Source organism: Parafrankia elaeagni (genome assembly GCF_000374165.1).
Lineage (GTDB): Bacteria > Actinomycetota > Actinomycetes > Frankiales > Frankiaceae > Parafrankia > Parafrankia elaeagni.
Genome location: NZ_KB893711.1, coordinates 1 through 19051, shown reverse-complemented (window position 1 = coordinate 19051; position 19051 = coordinate 1). Strand labels below are relative to the sequence as shown.

The following is a 19051-nucleotide window of genomic DNA, read 5'->3' as shown; positions in this document are numbered from 1 at the left end:
GCCTTCGTCGCACCGCCGCGCGGCCGTGGAAGCACGGCCGCGTTCCCAAGATCGTAGAGTACGTCCGCGCGCCGCCGGGCGCATCCGATTGCGACGGCGGCACCGCCGGCGTTGCAGGCCGGTCACAGGTCTATCGGCGGTGGCCCGGTCGGTGGCAGCATGGGGACACGCCGGGACGCGATCCCGCGCCCGGACGGATCACCGGGAGTTCGCATGACGTCATCGATCAGCAACCCCTCCGCGATCAGCAACCCCGCCGGCCCCGGAGCGGGGGCCGGCTCCCCCGCCGGCCCGGACGAGGCGGCGACGCTCTACGGCGCGCCGACCCCGGCCCGTTCCACCACTGCGACGGCGGCCCCAGCTCAGCCTCAGGCCCCTCAGGCCCCTCAGGCCCCGGCGCAGGCGCGGGGCTCGCTTCGCGGCGCCCGCCCCGGGCGGACCACGGTCCGCGACGTCCGCGCGGCCAAGGAGCGGGGCCAGAAGTGGGCCATGCTCACCGCCTACGACGTCACCACGGCCGGGATCTTCGACGAGGCCGGGATCCCGGTCCTGCTCGTCGGCGACTCGGCGGCCAACACCGTCTACGGCTACGAGACCACCGTCCCGATCACCGTGGACGAGCTGATCCCCCTGGTCCGCGGGGTCGTGCGCGGCGCCCCGAACGCGATGGTCGTCGCGGACCTGCCGTTCGGCTCCTACCAGGCCAGCCCCGAGCAGGCGCTGGCGACCGCGGCCCGCTTCCTCAAGGAGGGCGGCGCGCAGGCCGTCAAGCTGGAGGGCGGTGCCCGGGTGCTGCCCCAGGTCGAGACACTGGTGGCTGCCGGCATCCCGGTGATCGGGCACCTGGGCCTCACCCCGCAGAGCGTGCACGCCTTCGGCGGCTACCGCGTGCAGGGCCGTGACCGGGCCGGTGAGGTGCTGCTCGCCGACGCGCACGGCCTGCAGGAGGCCGGTGCGTTCGCGGTCGTGCTGGAGGTCGTCCCCGCCGACCTGGCGGCTCGGATCACCAAGGAGCTGGTGATCTCCACCGTGGGGATCGGCGCGGGTGCCGACTGCGATGCCCAGGTACTGGTCTGGCAGGACATGGCCGGCCTGACCGGCGGTCCCGCCCCCCGCTTCGTCAAGCGCTTCGCCGACCTGCGCACGGCGCTGGCCGAAGCGGCCACGGCGTACAGCGACGAGGTGTCACGCGGGGTGTACCCGACCGTCGAACACAGCTACTGAGGCCCGTCCGCTACTGAGGCCCGTCCGCACCAGTCACCGCTCCTGAGCAGCCCCGGGGCCCGGGCTGGCGGCCAGTGCCGCGGCCAGGCTGGCCCGGGCCTCGACCAGTGACGGGCCGTACCAGGTGAGCAGGCGTCCGGAGACGCACACCGCGGGCACCGCGAACGCCTCCGGGCCGTCGGACGGGCTGAAGGCGTATGGCTCGTCCGGCAGCACCACCAGATCGTGCGGCGGCAGGGCGGCGACGTCCACCCGCGGGTAGCGCTGCTCGGAGCCGCCGAGCGCGTTGTCCACACCGAGCCGCGCCAGCACGTCACCGGTGAAGGTGTCCCGGCCGACCGCCATCCACGGCCGGCGCCAGATCGGGATGACCGCCCGGCGGCGTGGCCCCCGGTACGGCTCGGCCCAGGCCTGCTCCGCGGTCGTGAGCCAGGCCGGACGCGGCAGCCGGCAGCCCAGGCGCAGCAGCCGGTCGAGGCTGTGCAGCGCCGCGGGGACGGTCGTCGGCGCGGTCACCCAGACGGCGAGCCCGGCGGCACGCAGCGCGTCGAGATCGATTTGACGGTTCTCCTCGGCGTTGGCGCAGACCAGGTCCGGTGCCAGCGCGGCGATCCGCTCGAGGTCCGGGTTCTTGGTCCCGCGGACCCGGGTCACCGCCAGATCCCCGGGATGGGTGCACCAGTCGGTCGCCCCCACCAGCAGGCCCGGCGCGCTCGCCGCGACCGACTCGCTCAGGCTCGGCACCAGCGAGACGACGCGCCGGACCTCCGCGGGGACGGGCACCGGGTTTCCCAGGTCGTCCCGCGGCTGCGCCGGCTCCTCCCGCGGCTGCGCCGAGCCGGCCGGCGGCCTCGACGGGTCGACCGGCGGCCTCGACGGGTCGACCGGCGGCACTGCCGAACCCGCCACCACGGGCTCAGACGTCGGTGACGCGCAGGCCGGCGTGCGCCTTGTAGCGGCGGTTGACCGAGATGAGGTTCGCGGTGAGCGCCTCGACCTGGCCGGCGTTGCGCAGCTTGCCGGCGTAGATACCGCGCATGCCGGTGATCTGGTTCGCAAGCGCTATCACCGTGTCGGTCGCGGGGCGGTCGTCGCCGATCACCAGGATGTCGGTGTCGATCGACGCGACCGTCTCGTCCATGAGCAGGACGGCGGAGACGTGGTGGAACGCGCCGACGACGGTGCTGTCGGGCAGCACGGCCGCGGCCTGCTGCGCGGCGCTGCCCTCCGCGACGGGCAGCGCGAAGGCGCCGCCCTTGTCGAAGCCCATCGGGTTCACACAGTCGATGACGATCTTCCCGGCGAGCTGCTTGCGCAGATCGGCGAGGAGCTCGCCATGGCCCTCCCACGGCACCGCGACGATCACGACGTCCGCCCGCTCGGCGACGTCGGCGTTGTCCCCGCCCTCGATGCGCCGCCCGGAACCGGCCAGCTTGGCGGCGGCATCCCGCCCGCGGTCAGCCGAGCGCGAGCCGACCAGCACCTGGTGGCCCGCCAGGGCGAAGCGGACCGCGAGGCCGCCACCCTGCGGCCCAGAGCCGCCGAGGATACCGATCACAAGGGACGACACGTCAGGGAGAGGGGTTGAGACTGAGGTCACGGACCTCATCCTGCCCGAATCCGCCCGCACATGCCGACCCGTGTCACAGCCTGTGACGCCGCTCCCAGTTCACGGCTTCCACGGTCGGTCCCGGCGGGCGTCCGGTGGACTCGGGCGGGCGGCGCCGGCCGGGGGCGGCGCCAGCCCGGCGGGCCCGGGCCGCCGCCGCCGCGGCCCGGGCCTCACGCGGCGTCGCGGTGTCGTCGCACCGCCCGAAGGGGCGCCCGGCGGGGGCCATGACTGGCCGGAAGCCCCCATCGCACGGGGTTTGCGGACGCACAAGCTCGACAACGCAACCGGGAGGACATTTCTCCGACCCCCCGAAAGGGGCACTCACCCGATAGTGGACTATGAGGGAACAACGGGGCAGCTACGATCGCGACCGCGCCCCCAGGGCCCGTCTGAACCCCGGCCCGTCGGGTGGCAGCCCGGACACCCCGGCGATGCGTCGCGACCGGCGAAGGAGCAGCACGAGTGGCAGATCCTCACAGAACTCTGACCACAACATGGAGCGCCGGCGATGCGACGCACCGTGAGGGGCGGCAGGTTTCGGGCAACCCCGAGCGTGCGTTCGTCCGAGATGGGCCGTACCGTTCCGAGTCACATGCACCACACAGATCTTCGGTAGGCAGAACTTCCGAGTCAGGCGAGAGAGGTCGAGCAATGGCGGACGTGTCGGTTCGCTTCGCGATGACGAACGACAGCGAAGTGGTGCTGAACCTGTCGCTGCCGCAGGCACTGCGCCTGATGGAAGCGATCGCGCGCAAGGTGGGCGAGACCCTTGCCGAGCGCAGCAACCAGTCGGTGGGCGGGGTCGGCGGGGTTCCTTCGCCCGCGCCGTCCAACGGGATGCCGAGCTTGGGGCCGTACACACCGTCCTGAGCACGCCGCGACGCGGTCCCGGGCGCCCGTGCGGGGCGCCCTGCACGAGCAGGGCAGCCGGTCATGCGCCGGGGGCGGGTGGTCCCGTCTCCGGCCGGCGGGGTGGCCCGTCGACCGGCAGATCCACAGTGGCGTCCGGCGTGACCAGCGTGTAGATCTGGGTCGTGCTCACCGAGGCATGGCCCAGCAGCTCCTGGACCACCCGCACGTCCGCCCCGCCGTCGAGCAGGTGGGCCGCGAACGAGTGCCGCAGCACGTGCGGTGAAGCCCCGTCCACCCCGGCGGCATCCGCCGCGGCCCGCAGCACCGACCAGGCGCTCTGTCGGGACAGCCTGGTCCCACGGCGGGACACGAACACGGCTGCGCCCGGGCCCCGCGTCACCTCGGGCCCGGAGCCGGCCAGCAACGGCCGGCCGCGTCGCAGGTAGCGCTCCAACGCCGTCACGGTGCCATGGCTCAGCGGAACGGCCCTGACCCGGCCACGCCGGGCGCGCAGCCGCACCACGGACCGTTCCAGGTCGAGGTCGTCGAGGTCGAGCCCGACCGCCTCCGAGATTCGCGCGCCGGTGCCGTAGAGCAGTTCGAGCAGGGCTGCGGTGCGCAACCGCCGGGCCAGCCCGGACGGATCCGGGCCTGCCGGCACCTTCGCGCCGGCAGGCGGTCCGGCGGGTGCCACCACCGGGGTCGGCCCGCCACCGGCCCGCCCGGATCGGGCCTCCCCCGCCGGCGCGGCCGACATCTCCCCGACCAACGGATTCCCGACCAACGGCTCCCCAGCCAACGGCTCCCCGGCCGGTGTCGCTCCAGCTCGCGACGTCCCGATCGGGAACGCCGCGTCCTGGCGGGCGGCGAGGCCGGCGGCGGCAAGGACCGCGGCGACCTGTTCCACAGTCAGCGCGCGCGGCGGGCGCCGCGGGGGCAGCGGTGCCCGGACCGGAAGCGACACGTCCGCTTCGACGTCCCCTTCCCGGACCGCGAACCGGTGCAACGACCGGACCGCGACCAGCATCCGGGCAACCGAGGCCGGTGCCAGTGGCGGGTGCTCGGCATCGCCGGTGCGCAGCGCGGCGGCGAAGTCCGCGATCTGGACCGCGTCAACCGCGCCCAGTGCATCGAGGTTCCGCGCTGCCAGGTACTCTCGGTAGCGGCGTAGGTCGCGCCGGTAGGCGAGGACCGAGTTTCGGGCCAGCCCCCGCTCACGGCCAACATGATCCAGATAGCGGTCGATGACCTGGCCAGGGTGGGCCGGGTCGCCCGCTGCCCCACGGCGGCCGGCATCGTCACCGCCCGCCGTGGTCATCATCGAACTGATATTAGGGGGCGGCGGCTCCGGTTCGCCGGTGCCCGTCCCGACGGCGCTGGGAAACGTCTATCGTGCACCTTGTGCGGACGGACGCGGGATCGTCACGCCGCGCCGCATCCCCGGGGGTCCTCATTGCCGCCGTCTCGGTCATCCTCACGCTCTGCGCGGGCTCGCTGCTCGCCGGTTGCGGGGGCTCGGGCCGGCCGGGCGGCGCGCCGGCCCCGCCCCGCCCCGGCTCCGCCACCGGCGCCGCGGGAACGGGGGAGGCAGCGGATGCGGGTGCCGCCGCGGCCTCCGGCAGTCCGGCGGCGCCCGGAGGGCCCGTCCCCTCCGCCTCCGCCGGGAGCGGAGCCCCGGTGCCGCCCAGCTCCCCCGCTCGCGCCGCCCAGGTCGTCGGGGCCTACTTCGCCGAGATCAACGCCGCCGCGCGCGACGGGCGCGTCGCCGACACCGCCGACACCGCGCTGCCCGGCTGCCAGACCTGCGCGCTGGACGTCGGCATGACCCGCCACCTCGACCAGAACGGCGTGCGGACCGCGACACCCCCCTACGAGATCACCGGCCTCGCCGCGGGCGAGCGGCGGGGCACCGTCGTCGACGTCCGGTTCACCGCCACGGCCCGCCCGGTTCGGCTCCTCGACCCGGCGGGCCGCGACGCCGGTCTGGAGCCCGGTGTCCCGGCCCGGGCGGCCACCGCCCGGCTCGTCCTGACCGGCCCCGGCTGGCGCATCCAGAACATCGTCTACGCCGCGGGGGCCACCCGGTGAGCCGCCACCCGGTGAGCCGCCACCGCGGGCGGGTCGCCGCCGCCGTACTGACCACCGTCGCGCTGACCGGCGCCGCGCTGACGTCCGCGGTGGTGGGCCCCGGCCCGGGGCCCGGCCTGCTTCCCGGTCTGGCGGCCCGACCGGCCGCGGCGGCGCCGCAGCCCCCCTCGCAGACCGGCTGTGCCGGCGCCCACTGGGGCAGCTGCGACACCCGGGCCACGGACCGTGGCTACCAGTACCGCTACCACAACGGCCTGCTCGAGCAGGTGCCGATCGACAGCGGAGGCGGCGGGGGCGGAGCCGGCTGCGGCGACGACTGCCCGCCCGACCCGGACGCCCTCTGCCAGCTGCTGACCGGTGTCGGCGCCGCCCCGGAGATGACCGAGGCCGAGCGGGCCGAGTACGACGCCCTTGTCGCGGAGTGCGGGCCGGTGCTCTACGACCCCGACGGGATCGCGGTCGACGACCTCGCCGCCCAGTTCGCCGACTACCTGCGGGAGGAGCTGCTGCCCACCCCGGGGGTGGTGATCCAGCCGGTCGGGAACAGCTTCGCCAACCTCCCGTCGATCATGCACACGGCGGTGCCGGCGGCGTTCACCTTCGACGTCACCGAACCGGTGCTGGCGACGATCAGCGCCGCGCCGCACTACGCCTGGCGCTTCGGCGACGGGGAGAGCGGCCCCGACGCACCCGGCCGCCCCTACGACCCGGCGATCTCGCCACGTGACCATCCGGACGCCTACGTCGCCCACTCCTACCGCCGCCCCGGCACCTACCAGGTCACGCTCACCGTGACCTGGAACGGCTACTTCACCGTCCCCGGGGTGGGGCAGGCGTTCCCGCTGGACGACGTCATCCTCACCGCCACCGAGACGATCACGGTCGAGGAGGCCGGCGGCGTCCTCGTCGGCAACGACTGACACACCGGCCGGCCGGGACGGCTGGCTGGCTGGCTGGCTGGCGCAACGGTCGCCGCCGGCCGCCGCCGGCCGGATGGTGACGGCAGCGGCCGTCAGCCGCCCGCGGTGGGCCGGGCCGACCAGGCGGCGTCGACCGGCCGCAGGCCGCGGAAACCGTCCGCCCGGGCACGGTAGGCCGCCAGCAGGCCGATCATCGCCATCGCGTTGGTGATCTCCCCGCGCATGACCTGGTCCACCGCGTCGGACAGGTCGACGCGGGTGATCGCCATCTCCGCCTCCTCGTGCACCCCGACGTACCGCTGGGCCGTGGGGATCTCCCGCAGGTCGCGGGCGAGGAACACGCGGTAGGCCTCGTCGGTCATCCCCGGTGAGGCGTACACGTCGACGAGCAGGTCGATGCGGCCGGCCCGCAGGCCCGCCTCCTCCGCGAGCTCCCGGGCGGCCGCGAGGGACGCCGGCTCCCCGGGGACGTCCAGCAGGCCTGCCGGCAGCTCCCAGAGCGGGCCGCGCACCGGGTGCCGGTACTGGCGCACCATCACGACCCGTTCCCGGTCGTCCAGTGCCACCACCCCGACCGCACCGGGGTGCACCACGACATCCCGCTGGGAGGTGTCGCCGTCGGGCATCCGCACCATGTCACGCCGGACGGCGATGATCCGCCCCTGGTAGACGACGGAGCTGTCGGCCACCTCGTAGCTGTGTGCCGCCTCGCTCACGGGGAGACCAGCTCCCCGTCGGTCACGCCGGTGACGTCCGCGCCGGACGGGGTGCCGCTCGCCGGGCGGGCCGGTTCGGTGGCTGCGATGTCGACGGGCAGCAGGCCGCGCCGGCGGTTCGCGTGGGCCACCGCCGCGCGGGCCAGGCCGCGGAACAGCGGATGGGCCCGTGTCGGCCGCGATCGGAACTCCGGGTGCGCCTGCGAGCCGACGTAGAACGGATGCGTGTCGGCGGGCAGCTCGACGACCTCGACGAGGCGGCCGTCCGGGGAGGTGCCGGAGAACACCAGCCCGGCGGCGGACAGCCTGTCGCGGTAGGCGTTGTTGACCTCGTAGCGGTGGCGGTGCCGCTCCGAGACCTCGGGCTCGCCGTACTCGCGGCGGGCGACCGTGTCCGCCTCCAGCGCGCACGGGTAGAGGCCGAGGCGCATGGTGCCGCCCATGTCACGCTCCCCCGCCACGACGTCGCGCTGGTCGGCCATCGTCGAGATCACCGGGTGCGCGGTCTGCGGGTCGAACTCGGCCGAGTTGGCGTCGGTGAGCCCGGCCAGCGAGCGCGCCGCCTCGATCACCATGCACTGCAGGCCCAGGCAGATCCCCAGGGTGGGGATGCCGTGCTCGCGGGCGTGCCGCAGCGCGGAGATCTTGCCCTCGATCCCACGGATCCCGAACCCGCCCGGCACGATGATCCCGTCGACGCCCTCGAGCAGGTGGGAGGCGGCCTCCGGCGAGGTGAACCCGTCCGAGCCGATCCAGCGGATCTCCGGGCGGGCGTCGGCGGCGAACGCCCCGGCCCGCAGGGCCTCCGTCACCGACAGGTAGGCGTCGGGCAGGTCGATGTACTTGCCGACGATGGCGATCGTCGCCGTGTTCGCCGGGTGGTGCACCCGCTGCAGCAGGGTGTCCCACTCCGTCCAGTCGACGTCCCGGAAACTCAGGCCGAGCCGGCGGACCACGTAGGCGTCGAGCCCCTCCCGGTGCAGCACCTTCGGGATGTCGTAGATCGAGCCGGCGTCCGGCGCGCCGACGACAGCCTCGTCGTCCACGTCGCACATGAGCGCGATCTTGCGCTTGAGCGCGTCGGGCAACGGCCGGTCCGACCGGCAGACCAGCGCGTCCGGCTGCAGCCCGATGCTGCGCAGCGCGACGACGGAGTGCTGGGTCGGCTTGGTCTTGAGCTCACCGGACGGCGCCAGGTACGGCACCAGGCTCACGTGCACGGTGAACGCGTTGTCCCGCCCCACCTCGTGCCGGACCTGCCGGATCGCCTCCAGGTAGGGCAGCGACTCGATGTCGCCGACCGTGCCGCCGACCTCGGTGATGACGACGTCCACCGCGTCGGTCGCCAGCCGGCGGATGCGGTCCTTGATCTCGTCGGTGATGTGCGGGACGACCTGCACGGTCTGGCCGAGATAGTCGCCGCGCCGCTCCCGCGCGATCACCGCCGAGTACACCTGCCCGGTGGTCACGTTCGCACTGGCGTCGAGGTCGACGTCGAGGAACCGTTCGTAGTGCCCGATGTCCAGATCGGTCTCGGCCCCGTCGTTGGTGACGAAGACCTCCCCGTGCTGGAACGGGTCCATCGTGCCTGGATCGACGTTCAGGTAAGGGTCGAGCTTCTGCATCGTGACCCGCAACCCGCGGGCCTTCAACAGACGGCCGAGGCTGGACGCCGTCAGCCCCTTACCGAGACTGGAGGCGACGCCCCCCGTCACGAACACGTGCTTGGTCATATGCGCCTGTGCCACGCGGACTCCCGTGGTCACGCCGCCGGTACCGGCCCCGGCGCCTCCACGGGTCTTCACGGTAACACCGGACCGAACAGGCCTGCCGGGCGCCCCACCGCAGGCCACCGCGCTCCGGGCCGGTCGTCAGGGGCGGGCGAGTTCGGCCTTGTCCGCCGCCGCGGCGGCGAGGAGCTCCTCGGCGTGGCCGCGGGCCAGCGTGCTCTCCTCCTGGCCCGCCAGCATCCGGGACAGCTCGCGCACCCGCTCCGGCCCGTCGAGCGCCACCACGCCGCTGCGGGTCACCGAGCCGTCGTCGGCCTTGTGCACGACCAGGTGCCGGTCGGCGAACGCCGCGACCTGTGGCAGGTGCGTGATGCACAGGACCTGGTGGGTGCGGGCGAGCCGGGCGAGCCGGCGGCCGATCTCGACCGCGGCGCGGCCGCCCACTCCCGCATCGACCTCGTCGAACACCATGGTCGCGCCGGCGTCGGCGGCGGCGAGCACCACCTCGATCGCCAGCATCACCCGGGAGAGCTCACCGCCGGAGGCGCCCTTCTCGACCGGGCGGGCGGGGGCCCCCGGATGCGGCACCAGCCGCAGCTCCACGTCGTCGATCCCGCTCGGGCCGAAGGCCACCGTCCGGCCACGGACGGGCAACCCGGTGGGGTCGTCGCGCTGCACGACGACCGCCTCGACCCGCGCCCGGGGCATCGCCAGGCCGGCGAGCTCCGCCGCCACCGCCACCCCGAACCGCTCGGCGGCGGCGGACCGGGCGGCGCTGATCCGTTCCGCCAGCGCGGCGAGCTCGGCGGTCAGCTCGTCGCGTTCGGCTGCCAGCGCGCCGGACTGGTCACCGTCACCGTCGAGCTCCAGCAGCCGGCGCCCCGCCGTGTCCGCCCAGGCCAGGACGCCGTCGACGTCCGTACCGTGGGCGCGGGCGAGCGCCGTCAGCTCGGCCTTGCGGGCCTGGGCGTGCGCGAGCCGGGCCGGGTCGGACTCCACCCCCGCCCCGTAGGACGCGAGGTCCGCGGCGACGTCGGCGAGCAGGGTCGCCACCTCGGTGAGCCGGTTCGCGAGCTCGCCGAGCGCCGGGTCGAGGGAGGCGTCGCCCGCGACGACCCGGCGGGCGGCACCGACCAGGTCGACCGCCCCCGGCACGTCGTCCCCGGCGGCGGGATCGCTGACCAGGGCGCCGTGGGCGGACCGCGCCGACTGCACCAGCGTCTCGGCGTGCTCCAGCCGGCTGAGCTCGGCGCCGAGCGCCACATCCTCCCCGGGCTGCGGGGCGACCCGTTCCACCTCGTCGAGCCCGAGGCGCAGTAGCTCGGCCTCCTGCGCGCGCTCCCGGGCCCGCCCGGTGATCTCGGTGAGCCGGGCCCGCACCTTCGCCAGCCTCGTGTGGACCCGCCCGTAGCGGGCCAGCGGCTCGGCGACGGCGGGCCCGGCGAACCGGTCGAGGGCGTCCCGCTGGGTCGAGGGACGCCGCAGCCGCTGTGCCTCGGACTGACCGTGGACGGCGATCGCGTTCTCGGTGATCTCGGCGAGGACACTCGCGGGCACGGACCGGCCGGCCAGCTGCGCGCGGGAACGCCCCTCCGCGGTCAGCGTGCGCCCCACGATGATCACATCGTCGTCGAGCTCGCCGTCGAGCTCGCGGACCCGTTTCACCAGCGCGGACTCCGGCGGCACGACGAGGCGGGCCTCCACGGAGGCACGCCCCAGGCGCGAGGAGACCAGGGCGTAGTCGGCCCGCCCGCCGGTCAGCAGGCCGAGCCCCTGCACGATCATGGTCTTGCCCGCGCCGGTCTCACCGGTGACCACCGTCAGCCCCGGTGCCAGATCGAGGACCGCGTCATCGATCACGCCGAGCCCGCGGATACGAATCTCCTCGAGCACGTCCCGAACTCTAGCGTCACCCACCCCTCACCCGGCACCCGGAAAACGGGGAATGACCGGCGAGCCGCCGATTCCCGTCACGTCCCGGGCGGGCGCAGGTACCGGTCAGCGCGCCGTTCACCCCGCCAGCCGGCCACCGGCAGGTCGAACTTGGCGACGAGGCGGTCGGTGAACTGCCGTGGTCTGATCACCGCGAGCCGCACCGGGCGCCGCCCCCGGACCACCTCGACCCGCGACAGCTGGGGGACGTCCACCAGCCGGCGCCCGTCGCAGTACAGCACCGCCGGGACGTCCGGCAGGACCTCGATCGCCACCGTCGCCCCCGGCGCGAGGACCAGCGGCCGGGCGAACAGCGCATGGGCACTGATCGGCACGACGAGCAGCGCCTCCACCCCCGGCCACATCACCGGCCCGCCGGCAGAGAACGCATACGCCGTCGACCCCGTCGGCGTCGAGCAGATCACGCCGTCGCAGCCCCACCGGGACAGCGGCCGGCCGTCGATCTCCAGGACGCACTCCAGCATCCGGGCCCGCTCGGCCTTCTCCAGCGACATCTCGTTGAGCGCCCAGCCGGTGTAGATCACCTCGCCCTGGTGGCGGACCGTCACGTCGACGGTCATCCGCTCCTCGACGGAGTACTCCTTGCGCACCACGTGCTCGACCGTGGCCGCCAGCGCGTCGGGCTCCGCCTCGGCCAGGAACCCGACGTGGCCCAAGTTGACGCCGAGCAGCGGGATGTCGGCCGAACGCGCGAACTCCGCTCCCCGCAGCAGGCTGCCGTCGCCCCCCAGGACGAGCACCAGCTCCGCCCCGACGGCGGCGTCGACATCCGCCGGGACCACGTTCGGCGCGGCGAGGTCGAGCAGCTCCGCCTCGTCGCGCAGGACCCGCGGGGAGACCCCGGCCGCGCCGAGCATCTCCAGCACCCGCTGTGCGCTCTCCCGCACCACGGAGCGGCGGGGATGGGTGACGACGAGCACCTCACGGGTCATCAGCCGGTCCTCGGGGGGGTGGTCGGAGAGGCGGACCCGGTCGGGCCCGACGATCCCGGATCCGGCAGGCCGGGCCCCGGGCCGAACGGCTGCGGGCCGGAGCCGGCCCGGTCACCCGCGGGTCCCGCCGCGATCGCACCGGCGATCATCGCCTCGACCTCCCCCGAGCCCGGCACGGCATCGGCACGCAGCCACAGAAGGTATTCGACGTTGCCCGCGGGCCCCGGCAGGGGGCTCGCGACCACCCCGCGGACGCCGAGCCCGAGGCCCAGGGCCGCCTGAGCGACGGACCGCACCGCACTCGCGTGCAGGGCCACATCACGGACGACACCGCCGGCACCGAGGAGCTCCCGCCCGACCTCGAACTGCGGCTTGACCAGCAGGACGAAGTCGGCGCCGGGCGCAGCGCACGCACGCAGCGCCGGCAACACCAGCTCCAGCGAGATGAACGACAGATCACCCACGACCAGTTCCACCGGCTCCCCGACCTGATCGAGGGACAGGTGGCGGGCGTTCGTCCGGTCCAGCACGAAAACCCGCGGATCAGTGCGCAGCCGCCAGACAAGCTGCCCGTAGCCGACGTCGACAGCCACCACCTCCCGAGCGCCGTACCGCAGCAGCACGTCGGTGAAGCCGCCGGTGGAGGCCCCGACATCCAGGCAGCGCCGCCCCGCCACGACCAGCCCGGGCCACGGGTCCGGCATCGATCCCGACTCAGCGGGGCCGGGATCCGCGGAGTCCGGATCCGCGGAGCCGAGAGGCGGTGGGCCGGGAGACGGCGGTGGGCCGGGAGACGGCGGTGGGCCGGGAGACGGTGGCGGACCGAGAGGCGGTGGCGGACCGAGAGGCGGTGGCGCGGCGCCGAACGCCTCGAAGGCGCCGACCAGTTTGTGCGCCCCGCGGGAGGCGTAGCCCGGATCGTCCTCGGTCACGACGACGATCGACGCCGACATGTCGACCATCGTCGCGGCCTTCGCCGCCGGGACCCCGCCGACACGGACCCGGCCGGCGGAGATCGCCTCGGCCGCCCGCTCCCGGGAGGACACCAGCCGGCGACGGACAAGCTCGACGTCCAGACGGGTCCGACGTGCCATCGACGATCCCGCCCGCCTCACCGAGGAGCCCGGGCGCCACCCGCGCCGGGCACACCCGAACCCGCCTGCGGACCGGAACCGGCAGGCGGGCCCGGCACACCGCGGCCAGCGGGCCCACCGGCAAGATCCTGCAGGGACTCCTCCAGAAGCCTGTGCACGTCCTCGAACACCTCCAGGTGCTCGGCGGCCGGCCGGCCGGGGAGCGTGGCGAGCCGCGTGAGTGCCGCTGTCAGCTCGGCGGGCAGTTCGTCGGTGTTCACCGGACAAGCCTCTCGCATTCGGTGTGACGCTGGTGGTCGGCCACCGCATCAGCCGGGGCGCACGTGGCTGCCCTCACATCCGCTGTGCCGGCCCCGTCGCTCTCACCTCGCCACTCCCGCCCCGCCCGCCCCGCCCGCCGGGCCGAGCGGGTCCGGTCTGGGAGCGTGTCCGGGCGTTAGTGTCTCTGGCCGGGGGATCCGAGCCGTCCGGGTCCCGGCCCGGCGCCGAGGAGGGGAACGTCCGGCATGGCCGACCGTGTGCAGTGTGAGGCAGCGCTGCGCGTCCTCGCCTCCCGCCTCGACGAGCTCGCCCGGGGCCGCCGCCCGCCGCGAACCCCCGACCGCGTCATCTCATGCCGCATCCCGGACCTGGCGACCACGTTCTCCGGCCATCTCCGCGACGGCTTCCTGCAGGACATCGGCGAGGGCGAACACCCGGGCGCCCAGATCACCCTCACGCTGAGCAGCGACGACCTGCTTGCCGTCACCGAAGGAAGGCTCTCGGTGAGCACCGCCTGGGCCAGTGGACGACTCAAGGTCGACGCGAGCATCCGTGATCTCCTGCGGGTCCGCTCACTGCTCTGAGACGGATCATCATTGACTCCGAGGTGGCTCATCGGGTCGCCGGCAGGCGAAGATCCTCACATCCCGGTGGGCGTTCGTCCGCCAGCGCCGTCAGCCCGTGCCCGGCGTCGGCGGCAGACCAGACCAGCACACAGGCCGCCCGCAGCGCGTTCAGACCGTCATCACCTCCGGTGCCCGCATCGGCGGTGTCCGCATCCGCGGCGGGGCGCCAGCGCAGCGTCCGCCCGTCGATGACGCAGGCCCAGGAGCCGCAGCGCGACGCCCCGTCCACCGCCACCGCGGCCGGCTGCGGGCGCAGCAGCCCGCGCAGGTCGGCGGCGAGGAACGTCGGGCGATGCCGCGGTGGCGCCGCGAGCAGCTCCGCCGGCCCGGTCACCCCCGTGAAGACCAGCAGTGTCGGCGTCCCGGACCGAGACCCCGCCTCGATGTCGGTGTCGAGCCGGTCCCCGACGATGATCGGCTCGCGGGCGCCGCTGCGCCGCACCGACTCGGCGTGCATCGCCAGCTCCGGTTTTCCGGTCACCACCGGCTCGGCCTCGGTCGCGGCTCGGACAAACGCGACCAGCGCGCCGTTACCGGGCGCCAGACCACGCTCGGTCGGCACCGTCAGGTCCGTGTTGCTCGCGACCCACCACGCGCCCGCCCGGACGGCCAGCACCGCCTCGACCAGCCGCGCGTAGGTCATCTCCGGGTCGAAGCCCTGGACCACCGCGGCCGGCCGGTCATCGGCCGAGGACGTCGGCGACAGGCCCTCCGCACGCACCGCCTCCCACAGCCCCGCGCCGCCGGCGACCAGCACCGCCGCGCCCGCCGGCAACCGTTGCGCCAGCACGTGCGCGGCCGCCTGCGCCGATGTCACCACCTCGGCGGCGGTAGCCGGAACACCGAAGCCGGTCAGCCGCTCGGCGACGGTCTCCGGCGTGCGCAGCGCGTTGTTCGTCACGTAGACGGAGCGCATCCCGTCACGGCCCGCGGCCTCGATCGCGGCCGCCGCGTGCGGGACCGCCCGCTCGCCGCGGTTCACGACGCCGTCCAGATCGAGCAGGGCGACGTCGAACAGTGACGTGAGCGGGCGGGACGTCCCCGACAGCGGCGCCCTGGCCGGCGCCGACGGTGGCTTCATGCGCGGTTCAGCGCGGCACGTGCCCCGCGCAGTGCGACGCCGTAGTGGGCCAGGTCGGGCCGCATCGCCACGGCGAGCGCCAGGTGCTCCACCGCGACCCGCAGGTCACCGGTGCGATGGGCCGCCATACCCAGGCCGAACTGGGCGTAGTCGTCGGTCGGGTGCCGGTCGACGATCCAGGCGAAGGTGCGCACCGCGTCGTCGTACTGCCCCGCCTCGAACTGCGCCCGGCCGAGCGCCTCACGGACGCTGGGCGACGCCGGCTCGGCGGCGACCGCGTGGCCGAGCAGCTGCACGGCGGCATTCGCGTCGCCATGCCCGAGCAGGGCCATCCCGCGGGTATACCAGTCGTAGACCTCCCCGGCCGGGGAACCGTTGCCCGCGAAACCGCTGCCGTGCGGAACGCCGTTGCCTCCGGGAAAACCGAACTCCTCCGTCATGGCACCTCCACGTCGTCCGGACCGCCACGGCCGTGGCCACCGCGGCGGCGGCACCAGTACCGCCAGGACGCCACACCAGGCCGCGCCACGGGCCCGCGCGATCAGTGCCGAGCACGATCAGTGCCGAGCACGATCACGCGGCGCGACAACCGCACCGGAGTCAGCCGGCCCACACCCGACCGACCCCACCGGCCGGCGTCCTCGGCGACACAGGTGGGAGGGAGGCGTCCCACCCTCCTCACCAGTGTCACCGTAAGCGGCACTCAGATGCCTCAACATCGGAATAACGGCCTGTCTTCCGCGCCACCCGGACCCGCCGGCGCCGCACACGGCGGGGGTGCACGAGCACCTACGATGCGCGTCATGGTTGCCCCCGACGCCGTCGTGCCCGTTCCTGCCGGCCTGGTCCTCGCCCCGTTCCGCGCGGCACGCTTCGCCGCAGCGGGCCCGGAGCTCGCCGCGCTGACCTCGCCGCCCTACGACGTCATCGACGACGGCGAGCGCGCCGAGCTGGAGGCGGCGGCGGAACACAACGCCGTCCGGCTGATCCTGCCCCGCGACCCCGAGCGCGTCGACGACGGCGCGGACCGATACGAACGGGCGGCGCGGACGCTCCGACGCTGGCTGGCCGGCGGAGTCCTGGTCCGCGACACCAGCCCGCGGCTCTACGTCTACGAGCAGCGTCAGGACGGCCACGTCCAGCGCGGGCTCGTCGGGGCGCTGGCGCTCGCCGACCCCGACGCGCAGATCGTGCTGCCGCACGAGAACACCATGGCCGGCCCGGTCTCCGACCGCCTCGCCCTGACCCGGGCGACCGAGGCGAACCTGGAACCGATCTTCCTTCTCTACGACGGGGGCGGCGCCGCGAGCGAGGCCGTCGCGGCTGCCGTGCGCACCGAACCGCTCATGGACGTCAGCACCGCCGACGGCGTGACCCACCGACTGTGGACGATCGAGGAGCCGGCCGCCCTGGAGGTCATCGCGGCGGACCTGCTCCCCCGCCGGGCAGTGATCGCCGACGGTCACCACCGCTACGCGACCTACCGCCAGTACCAGGCCGAACGCCACACCGCGGGCGACGGCGACGGCCCCTGGGACTACGGGCTCACCTTCCTGGTGGACGCGACCGTCAGCGGCCCGCAGGTGCACCCCATCCACCGCGCCGTGCGGGGCCTCACCCTCGCCGACGCGGTCGCCCGGGCCGAGCAGTTCTTCACCGTGCGCCCACTCACCACCGGCATCGGCACCGGCACCGCGGGCGTCCTCCCCGGCCTGCTGGACAATCTCGCGAAGGCCGGCCTCGACGGCCACGCCTTCGTCATCGCCGACGGCTCGGCCGCCTACCTGCTGACCCGGCCCACGGCCGACCTGCTCGGCCGGGCCCTGCCCACGGACCGGTCAGCGGCCTTCCGCGGCCTGGATGTGACCGTGGCGCACCTCGCCCTCATCTCCGACGTCTGGGGTCTGGAGGACACGGTCGGCGTCGTCGACTACCACCACGACGCCCCGGCCGCGGTCGCCGCGGCCCAGGCGCACGGCGGCGTGGCGCTGTTGCTCAACCCGACCCCGGTCACGGACGTCATCGCCGTCGCCGGGGCCGCGGAGCGGATGCCCCGCAAGTCCACCCTCTTCACCCCCAAGCCACGTACCGGCCTGGTGATGCGCCCGCTGGACTGATCGGCGACACCGCCCGGGACGTCCGCACACGTCGATCCCGGGCGGTGGATCACCGTCAGGCCGGCGGCTGGTCCTGCGCGCGGGACGGCACCGCGGGCTGTTCCCCGCCGTCCGGAGCATCCGAGAAAACGATCTCCGGGATGGGGGCCGTGCTGTCGGCGGCGACGGTCGCCGCGGCTCCCTCCCCAGCAGCCGAGAAGTCGACCGCGGCCTCGGGAACAGCCGGTGTCGCCTCGTCCACGCCCGGTGCGGGCCCCTCGGAATCGCCCCTGGTGTCGGCGCTCTCGTCCACCGGGCCCTCGAACGCGGGCATAGCCACACGCTCCGCCGACTCGGCCTCACCGGCCTCGCCGGTCCCGGCGTCCTCGGTCAGCGCGTCCTCGGCCGGTCCGGCCCCGTCGGCCGGCTCGTCCGCTGTTCCCCCAGCGACCGCCTCGGCCACATCTGTCTCAGCCATGCCCGGTGGAGCTGCCACGGCCTCTGTGTCGCGGATGCTCGCCGCTCGCTCCGCTCCGTCAGTGCCGACGCCGGTGGCGTCGGCACTGACATCGTCCGCGACGTCGGCGCCAGCGTCGTCGTCGGCCACGCCATCGGCGGCGTCGTCGTCGTCGATGACGGTGAGCTCGTAGATCCGTTCGGCTGCGTCGGTCTCGTCCTCGTCGATACCGGCCGTCGCCGTGAACCAGCGCAGCGCCTCGACCTGACGACCCGAAGCCAGCAACGCCTCGGCGTAGGCGTACCAGAGGCGGGGCGTCCAGGGCCTGGGCTCCGTCCGGGCCGTCGCATGCTCTCGGAGAAGCACTGCGGCGGCTTCCGGCTGGCCCATGTCGCGTCGAGCGCCAGAGACAACGATCAGCAGTTCGATACGCCCGGCGGCGTCGAGCTCGGCAGCTCCGGGGTCCGACAGGCAGTCCACTGCGCGCTCCGGCCGGCCGAGGCCACGCTCCGAGTCGGCGATCAGCGGCAGGTTGTGCGGCGAGCCGTCGATACGGCGAGCTGCGCGCAGTTCCAGCAGCGCCGCCGCGTACTCGCCGGCGTGGTACGCGGCGACACCGACCGCCTCACGGACAGCCGCCATTCTCGGCAGCCTCGCGGCAGCCGCCCGTGCATGTTCCAGAGCCAGCGCGGGATCCTCGTCGACAAGCATCGCGGCAGCAACGAGATGCCGGGCGATGGTCTCCGCCAGCGGTGCAGGCACACTCCGCAGGTCGCGCCGGATGTCCCGGTCGAGCAGCTCGGCCCGGGCCTCGTCCGGCAGCGGGGGAGCCGGCGGGCGGCGGCGCGGAGCCGCACCGTCCCGTGCCGGCCCCGACCGGCCGTGGCCGCCGGCACCACCACGGGCCGGCCTGTCCGCGCTTGCGCCTCCGCGGGCCTGACGGTCAAAGCCGCCGCCAGCGCCACGGGCAGGACGGCCGACACCTCCGCCACCTCCACGAGCCGAACGGTCGGGCCCGCCGGTACCACCACGAGCCGGCCTGTCGGTCGCGAACCGACCCCGGGTCTCCGGTCGCCCAGCCCCGCTGGCCCCGGCTGGCCGTTCTCTGCGCTCAGGGGCCGATCCGTCCGGGCGGCGACTGGTGACCGCGCCACCCGCCGAGCCGTTGTCACCGCCCGCTCGTTCCGGCGAAGGCCGATCGGAGGACGATCGACTGGCGGGACCACTGGGCCGGCGATCACCGGCCGCGCCCCCAGCTGTCCGGGCGGGGCCGGTGCCGCGCTCCGGCCGCTCACTGTTGTACGGCCGCGAGGACCGCTCCGGCCGCTCACTGTTGTACGGCCGCGAAGGCCGCTCCGGCCGCTCACTGTTGTACGGCCGCGAAGGCCGCTCCGGCCGCTCACTGTTGT

18 protein-coding genes are annotated in these 19051 nt (G+C 74.6%); 6 read left to right on the top strand and 12 right to left on the bottom strand.

The annotated features are described in order from the left end of the window. Nucleotides 1-213 precede the first annotated feature (213 nt). Entirely contained in the window at nucleotides 214-1224 is a 1011-nt protein-coding gene (gene panB / locus B207_RS0106895) for a 3-methyl-2-oxobutanoate hydroxymethyltransferase (protein ID WP_018635790.1), read from the top strand. 33 nt (nucleotides 1225-1257) lie between these two features. On the opposite strand, the gene B207_RS0106890 is transcribed toward panB, so the two are convergent. Together B207_RS0106890 and npdG are read right to left on the bottom strand one after the other, a co-directional pair. Beyond that, the gene (locus tag B207_RS0106890) at nucleotides 1258-2136 is read right to left on the bottom strand and encodes a helical backbone metal receptor (protein WP_018635789.1); all 879 of its coding nucleotides are present in this window, start codon (nucleotides 2134-2136) and stop codon (nucleotides 1258-1260) included. 4 nt (nucleotides 2137-2140) lie between these two features. Further along, nucleotides 2141-2833: an NADPH-dependent F420 reductase gene (npdG, locus tag B207_RS0106885; RefSeq protein WP_195905254.1), complete on the bottom strand. Its 693-nt coding sequence runs from the start codon at nucleotides 2831-2833 to the stop codon at nucleotides 2141-2143. Nucleotides 2834-3487: 654 nt separating this feature from the next. Between npdG and B207_RS0106880 the strand changes: the two genes are divergently transcribed. After that, nucleotides 3488-3706: a hypothetical protein gene (locus tag B207_RS0106880; RefSeq protein ID WP_006542192.1), complete on the top strand. Its 219-nt coding sequence runs from the start codon at nucleotides 3488-3490 to the stop codon at nucleotides 3704-3706. A 61-nt stretch (nucleotides 3707-3767) separates the two neighbouring features. On the opposite strand, the gene B207_RS38010 is transcribed toward B207_RS0106880, so the two are convergent. Next, nucleotides 3768-5009, bottom strand: coding sequence for a tyrosine-type recombinase/integrase (locus B207_RS38010; RefSeq protein ID WP_018635787.1), 1242 nt, complete (start codon nucleotides 5007-5009; stop codon nucleotides 3768-3770). 71 nt (nucleotides 5010-5080) lie between these two features. Here B207_RS38010 and B207_RS0106870 point away from each other — a divergent pair, with 71 nt between their 5' ends. Together B207_RS0106870 and B207_RS0106865 are read left to right on the top strand one after the other, a co-directional pair. Continuing rightward, on the top strand, nucleotides 5081-5776 hold the full coding sequence (locus tag B207_RS0106870; protein WP_326828388.1) for a hypothetical protein: 696 nt from the start codon (nucleotides 5081-5083) through the stop codon (nucleotides 5774-5776). A gap of 11 nt (nucleotides 5777-5787) precedes the next feature. Continuing rightward, nucleotides 5788-6696: a PKD domain-containing protein gene (locus B207_RS0106865; RefSeq protein ID WP_026310767.1), complete on the top strand. Its 909-nt coding sequence runs from the start codon at nucleotides 5788-5790 to the stop codon at nucleotides 6694-6696. Between the two features lie 92 nt (nucleotides 6697-6788). On the opposite strand, the gene B207_RS0106860 is transcribed toward B207_RS0106865, so the two are convergent. The 6 genes from B207_RS0106860 to B207_RS32915 form a co-directional block, all read right to left on the bottom strand. Further along, a complete protein-coding gene (locus B207_RS0106860) occupies nucleotides 6789-7412 on the bottom strand; it encodes an NUDIX domain-containing protein (RefSeq protein ID WP_018635784.1) in 624 nt (207 codons plus the stop codon). Then, complete coding sequence (locus tag B207_RS32920) at nucleotides 7409-9160, bottom strand: CTP synthase (RefSeq protein WP_035740222.1); 1752 nt, start codon at nucleotides 9158-9160, stop codon at nucleotides 7409-7411. Before B207_RS32920 ends, B207_RS0106860 begins: the two co-directional genes overlap by 4 nt. 123 nt (nucleotides 9161-9283) lie before the next feature. Further along, the gene (gene recN, locus B207_RS0106850; protein WP_018635782.1) at nucleotides 9284-11035 is read right to left on the bottom strand and encodes a DNA repair protein RecN; all 1752 of its coding nucleotides are present in this window, start codon (nucleotides 11033-11035) and stop codon (nucleotides 9284-9286) included. A 77-nt stretch (nucleotides 11036-11112) separates the two neighbouring features. After that, the gene (locus B207_RS0106845) at nucleotides 11113-12027 is read right to left on the bottom strand and encodes an NAD kinase (protein ID WP_018635781.1); all 915 of its coding nucleotides are present in this window, start codon (nucleotides 12025-12027) and stop codon (nucleotides 11113-11115) included. Beyond that, nucleotides 12027-13121: a TlyA family RNA methyltransferase gene (locus B207_RS0106840; RefSeq protein WP_018635780.1), complete on the bottom strand. Its 1095-nt coding sequence runs from the start codon at nucleotides 13119-13121 to the stop codon at nucleotides 12027-12029. The genes B207_RS0106845 and B207_RS0106840 overlap by 1 nt, the downstream gene beginning before the upstream one ends. 17 nt (nucleotides 13122-13138) lie before the next feature. Then, nucleotides 13139-13381, bottom strand: a complete 243-nt coding sequence (locus tag B207_RS32915; protein ID WP_018635778.1) for a hypothetical protein — start codon at nucleotides 13379-13381, stop codon at nucleotides 13139-13141. Nucleotides 13382-13627: 246 nt separating this feature from the next. On the opposite strand from B207_RS32915, the gene B207_RS0106830 reads away from it, so the two are divergent. Beyond that, nucleotides 13628-13966, top strand: a complete 339-nt coding sequence (locus tag B207_RS0106830; protein ID WP_018635777.1) for an alkyl sulfatase C-terminal domain-containing protein — start codon at nucleotides 13628-13630, stop codon at nucleotides 13964-13966. Nucleotides 13967-13994: 28 nt separating this feature from the next. On the opposite strand, the gene B207_RS0106825 is transcribed toward B207_RS0106830, so the two are convergent. Next, complete coding sequence (locus B207_RS0106825) at nucleotides 13995-15089, bottom strand: HAD hydrolase-like protein (protein WP_018635776.1); 1095 nt, start codon at nucleotides 15087-15089, stop codon at nucleotides 13995-13997. Continuing rightward, nucleotides 15086-15529: a tetratricopeptide repeat protein gene (locus B207_RS0106820; RefSeq protein ID WP_018635775.1), complete on the bottom strand. Its 444-nt coding sequence runs from the start codon at nucleotides 15527-15529 to the stop codon at nucleotides 15086-15088. The genes B207_RS0106825 and B207_RS0106820 overlap by 4 nt, the downstream gene beginning before the upstream one ends. Nucleotides 15530-15883: 354 nt before the next feature. Here B207_RS0106820 and B207_RS0106815 point away from each other — a divergent pair, with 354 nt between their 5' ends. Beyond that, a complete protein-coding gene (locus B207_RS0106815) occupies nucleotides 15884-17206 on the top strand; it encodes a DUF1015 family protein (RefSeq protein ID WP_018635774.1) in 1323 nt (440 codons plus the stop codon). Between the two features lie 55 nt (nucleotides 17207-17261). On the opposite strand, the gene B207_RS32910 is transcribed toward B207_RS0106815, so the two are convergent. Then, nucleotides 17262-18404, bottom strand: coding sequence for a hypothetical protein (locus B207_RS32910; RefSeq protein WP_018635773.1), 1143 nt, complete (start codon nucleotides 18402-18404; stop codon nucleotides 17262-17264). Nucleotides 18405-19051 lie beyond the last annotated feature (647 nt).